Source organism: Pseudomonas floridensis (assembly GCF_002087235.1).
In the GTDB taxonomy this organism is placed as follows: domain Bacteria; phylum Pseudomonadota; class Gammaproteobacteria; order Pseudomonadales; family Pseudomonadaceae; genus Aquipseudomonas; species Aquipseudomonas floridensis.
The window spans coordinates 1-5,557 of the sequence record NZ_MUIO01000051.1 but is presented as its reverse complement, the minus strand read 5'-3'; the positions used below and the strand labels follow the sequence as shown (position 1 = coordinate 5,557).

Genomic DNA, 5,557 nt, shown 5'->3' with positions numbered 1-5,557 from the left:
AAAATAACGGTTGACGCGCCCGGTGAGGTGTCTATAATTCGCCCCACTTCCGGCGCAGACGGAAACGAAAAAGCCTTGCGATTCAATGAGTTACAAGGGTTTGGTCGGGTCGGTCAGCGAGGAAGTCGGTCGGTTTTGTTGGAATCGACAGCGGTGAGAAAAAAGAGTTTGACACGCGGTTGTAACGCTGTAGAATTCGCCTCCCGCTGACGAGCAACGCAGAGTTGACCGCAGCGCAAGTGATTGAAGTTGATCAGGAAACTTGAAAAACTTCAGAAAATAATCGCTTGACAGATACGCAGGGCGCTGTAGAATGCGCGCCTCGGTTGAGACGAAAGGCTCAACCCACCGCTCTTTAACAACTGAATCAAGCAATTCGTGTGGGTGCTTGTGGTGTCAGACTGAAGTCAACAGATTATCAGCAGCCCAAGTTACTCCGCGAGAAATCAAAGATGTAACCAACGATTGCTGAGCCAAGTTTAGGGTTTTCTCAAAACCCAGATAGATGTTTGAACTGAAGAGTTTGATCATGGCTCAGATTGAACGCTGGCGGCAGGCCTAACACATGCAAGTCGAGCGGTAGAGAGGTGCTTGCACCTCTTGAGAGCGGCGGACGGGTGAGTAATGCCTAGGAATCTGCCTGGTAGTGGGGGATAACGCTCGGAAACGGACGCTAATACCGCATACGTCCTACGGGAGAAAGCAGGGGACCTTCGGGCCTTGCGCTATCAGATGAGCCTAGGTCGGATTAGCTAGTTGGTGAGGTAATGGCTCACCAAGGCGACGATCCGTAACTGGTCTGAGAGGATGATCAGTCACACTGGAACTGAGACACGGTCCAGACTCCTACGGGAGGCAGCAGTGGGGAATATTGGACAATGGGCGCAAGCCTGATCCAGCCATGCCGCGTGTGTGAAGAAGGTCTTCGGATTGTAAAGCACTTTAAGTTGGGAGGAAGGGCCATTACCTAATACGTGGTGGTTTTGACGTTACCGACAGAATAAGCACCGGCTAACTCTGTGCCAGCAGCCGCGGTAATACAGAGGGTGCAAGCGTTAATCGGAATTACTGGGCGTAAAGCGCGCGTAGGTGGTTTGTTAAGTTGAATGTGAAATCCCCGGGCTCAACCTGGGAACTGCATCCAAAACTGGCAAGCTAGAGTAGGGCAGAGGGTGGTGGAATTTCCTGTGTAGCGGTGAAATGCGTAGATATAGGAAGGAACACCAGTGGCGAAGGCGACCACCTGGGCTCATACTGACACTGAGGTGCGAAAGCGTGGGGAGCAAACAGGATTAGATACCCTGGTAGTCCACGCCGTAAACGATGTCAACTAGCCGTTGGAATCCTTGAGATTTTAGTGGCGCAGCTAACGCATTAAGTTGACCGCCTGGGGAGTACGGCCGCAAGGTTAAAACTCAAATGAATTGACGGGGGCCCGCACAAGCGGTGGAGCATGTGGTTTAATTCGAAGCAACGCGAAGAACCTTACCAGGCCTTGACATCCAATGAACCTTCCAGAGATGGAGGGGTGCCTTCGGGAGCATTGAGACAGGTGCTGCATGGCTGTCGTCAGCTCGTGTCGTGAGATGTTGGGTTAAGTCCCGTAACGAGCGCAACCCTTGTCCTTAGTTACCAGCACGTTAAGGTGGGCACTCTAAGGAGACTGCCGGTGACAAACCGGAGGAAGGTGGGGATGACGTCAAGTCATCATGGCCCTTACGGCCTGGGCTACACACGTGCTACAATGGTCGGTACAGAGGGTTGCCAAGCCGCGAGGTGGAGCTAATCTCACAAAACCGATCGTAGTCCGGATCGCAGTCTGCAACTCGACTGCGTGAAGTCGGAATCGCTAGTAATCGCGAATCAGAATGTCGCGGTGAATACGTTCCCGGGCCTTGTACACACCGCCCGTCACACCATGGGAGTGGGTTGCACCAGAAGTAGCTAGTCTAACCTTCGGGAGGACGGTTACCACGGTGTGATTCATGACTGGGGTGAAGTCGTAACAAGGTAGCCGTAGGGGAACCTGCGGCTGGATCACCTCCTTAATCGACGACTCAGCTGCGCCATAAGCACCCACACGAATTGCTTGATTCATTGAAGAAGACGATTAGAAGCAGCTTTAAGCTCCAAGCTGATAGCTCCAGGCTAGCGGCTACAAGCTCGAAATTGGGTCTGTAGCTCAGTTGGTTAGAGCGCACCCCTGATAAGGGTGAGGTCGGCAGTTCGAATCTGCCCAGACCCACCAATTTTGTGGTAGATCCTGTAGTGATACGGGGCCATAGCTCAGCTGGGAGAGCGCCTGCCTTGCACGCAGGAGGTCAGCGGTTCGATCCCGCTTGGCTCCACCATTTACTGCTTCTGAACTGTGTAAAGCTTAGAAATGAGCATTTCCTTCGCGAGAAGGGTGAATGTTGATTTCTAGTCTTTGATTAGATCGTTCTTTAAAAATTTGGGTATGTGATAGAAAGAAATAGACTGTTGACCGCTTTCACTGGCGGGCAACAGGCTAAGGTAAAGTTTGTGAGAGCAAACTTTCGGCGAATGTCGTCTTCACAGTATAACCAGATTGCTTGGGGTTATATGGTCAAGTGAAGAAGCGCATACGGTGGATGCCTTGGCAGTCAGAGGCGATGAAAGACGTGGTAGCCTGCGAAAAGCTTCGGGGAGTCGGCAAACAGACTGTGATCCGGAGGTGTCTGAATGGGGGAACCCAGCTGTCATAAGACAGTTACCTTACACTGAATACATAGGTGTATGGAGCGAACCAGGGGAACTGAAACATCTAAGTACCCTGAGGAAAAGAAATCAACCGAGATTCCCTTAGTAGTGGCGAGCGAACGGGGACCAGCCCTTAAGTTGGATTGAGAGTAGCGGAACGCTCTGGAAAGTGCGGCCATAGTGGGTGATAGCCCTGTACGCGAAAGTCTCTTTGCAATGAAATCGAGTAGGACGGGGCACGAGAAACCTTGTCTGAATATGGGGGGACCATCCTCCAAGGCTAAATACTACTGACTGACCGATAGTGAACCAGTACCGTGAGGGAAAGGCGAAAAGAACCGCGGAGAGCGGAGTGAAATAGATCCTGAAACCGTATGCGTACAAGCAGTGGGAGCCCACATTGTTGGGTGACTGCGTACCTTTTGTATAATGGGTCAGCGACTTATTTTCAGTGGCAAGCTTAACCGAATAGGGGAGGCGTAGCGAAAGCGAGTCTTAATAGGGCGTCAAGTCGCTGGGAATAGACCCGAAACCGGGCGATCTATCCATGGGCAGGTTGAAGGTTAGGTAACACTGACTGGAGGACCGAACCGACTACCGTTGAAAAGTTAGCGGATGACCTGTGGATCGGAGTGAAAGGCTAATCAAGCTCGGAGATAGCTGGTTCTCCTCGAAAGCTATTTAGGTAGCGCCTCATGTATCACTGTAGGGGGTAGAGCACTGTTTCGGCTAGGGGGTCATCCCGACTTACCAAACCGATGCAAACTCCGAATACCTACAAGTGCCGAGCATGGGAGACACACGGCGGGTGCTAACGTCCGTCGTGAAAAGGGAAACAACCCAGACCGTCAGCTAAGGTCCCAAAGTCATGGTTAAGTGGGAAACGATGTGGGAAGGCTTAGACAGCTAGGAGGTTGGCTTAGAAGCAGCCACCCTTTAAAGAAAGCGTAATAGCTCACTAGTCGAGTCGGCCTGCGCGGAAGATGTAACGGGGCTCAAACCATGCACCGAAGCTACGGGTATCATCTTTTGATGATGCGGTAGAGGAGCGTTCTGTAAGCCTGTGAAGGTGAGTTGAGAAGCTTGCTGGAGGTATCAGAAGTGCGAATGCTGACATGAGTAACGACAATGGGTGTGAAAAACACCCACGCCGAAAGACCAAGGTTTCCTGCGCAACGTTAATCGACGCAGGGTTAGTCGGTCCCTAAGGCGAGGCTGAAAAGCGTAGTCGATGGAAAACAGGTTAATATTCCTGTACTTCTGGTTATTGCGATGGAGGGACGGAGAAGGCTAGGCCAGCCTGGCGTTGGTTGTCCAGGTTTAAGGTGGTAGGCTGGAACCTTAGGTAAATCCGGGGTTTCAAGGCCGAGAGCTGATGACGAGTGTCCTTTAGGACGCGAAGTGGTTGATGCCATGCTTCCAAGAAAAGCTTCTAAGCTTCAGGTAACCAGGAACCGTACCCCAAACCGACACAGGTGGTTGGGTAGAGAATACCAAGGCGCTTGAGAGAACTCGGGTGAAGGAACTAGGCAAAATGGCACCGTAACTTCGGGAGAAGGTGCGCCGGTGAGGGTGAAGCATTTACTGCGTAAGCCCACGCCGGTCGAAGATACCAGGCCGCTGCGACTGTTTATTAAAAACACAGCACTCTGCAAACACGAAAGTGGACGTATAGGGTGTGACGCCTGCCCGGTGCCGGAAGGTTAATTGATGGGGTTAGCGCAAGCGAAGCTCTTGATCGAAGCCCCGGTAAACGGCGGCCGTAACTATAACGGTCCTAAGGTAGCGAAATTCCTTGTCGGGTAAGTTCCGACCTGCACGAATGGCGTAACGATGGCGGCGCTGTCTCCACCCGAGACTCAGTGAAATTGAAATCGCTGTGAAGATGCAGTGTATCCGCGGCTAGACGGAAAGACCCCGTGAACCTTTACTATAGCTTTGCACTGGACTTTGAATTTGCTTGTGTAGGATAGGTGGGAGGCTGTGAAGCGTGGACGCCAGTCTGCGTGGAGCCAACCTTGAAATACCACCCTGGCAACTTTGAGGTTCTAACTCAGGTCCGTCATCCGGATCGAGGACAGTGTATGGTGGGTAGTTTGACTGGGGCGGTCTCCTCCTAAAGAGTAACGGAGGAGTACGAAGGTGCGCTCAGACCGGTCGGAAATCGGTCGTAGAGTATAAAGGCAAAAGCGCGCTTGACTGCGAGACAGACACGTCGAGCAGGTACGAAAGTAGGTCTTAGTGATCCGGTGGTTCTGTATGGAAGGGCCATCGCTCAACGGATAAAAGGTACTCCGGGGATAACAGGCTGATACCGCCCAAGAGTTCATATCGACGGCGGTGTTTGGCACCTCGATGTCGGCTCATCACATCCTGGGGCTGAAGCCGGTCCCAAGGGTATGGCTGTTCGCCATTTAAAGTGGTACGCGAGCTGGGTTTAGAACGTCGTGAGACAGTTCGGTCCCTATCTGCCGTGGACGTTTGAGATTTGAGAGGGGCTGCTCCTAGTACGAGAGGACCGGAGTGGACGAACCTCTGGTGTTCCGGTTGTCACGCCAGTGGCATTGCCGGGTAGCTATGTTCGGAAAAGATAACCGCTGAAAGCATCTAAGCGGGAAACTTGCCTCAAGATGAGATCTCACTGGAACCTTGAGTTCCCTGAAGGGCCGTCGAAGACTACGACGTTGATAGGTTGGGTGTGTAAGCGCTGTGAGGCGTTGAGCTAACCAATACTAATTGCCCGTGAGGCTTGACCATATAACACCCAAGCAATCTGCGACCCGGACGGGCCCAGATTGCGGTGACTGTGAAGACGACACGCACCGAAAGTTTGCGA

The 5,557-nt window shown here is 52.3% G+C and carries 2 tRNA genes and 2 rRNA genes; all 4 read left to right on the top strand.

Annotation, left to right across the window (positions count from 1 at the left end):
• Positions 1 to 511: 511 nt before the first annotated feature.
• Positions 512 to 2,048: ribosomal RNA gene (locus BZK31_RS13780) — 16S ribosomal RNA — on the top strand.
• Between the two features lie 123 nt (positions 2,049 to 2,171).
• Positions 2,172 to 2,248: transfer RNA gene (locus BZK31_RS13775), tRNA-Ile, on the top strand.
• A 27-nt stretch (positions 2,249 to 2,275) separates the two neighbouring features.
• Positions 2,276 to 2,351 (top strand) — tRNA-Ala (locus tag BZK31_RS13770).
• Between the two features lie 234 nt (positions 2,352 to 2,585).
• Positions 2,586 to 5,478, top strand: a 23S ribosomal RNA gene (locus BZK31_RS13765).
• Together the 16S and 23S rRNA genes with 2 tRNA genes alongside form the textbook arrangement of a ribosomal RNA operon.
• Positions 5,479 to 5,557: the final 79 nt, after the last annotated feature.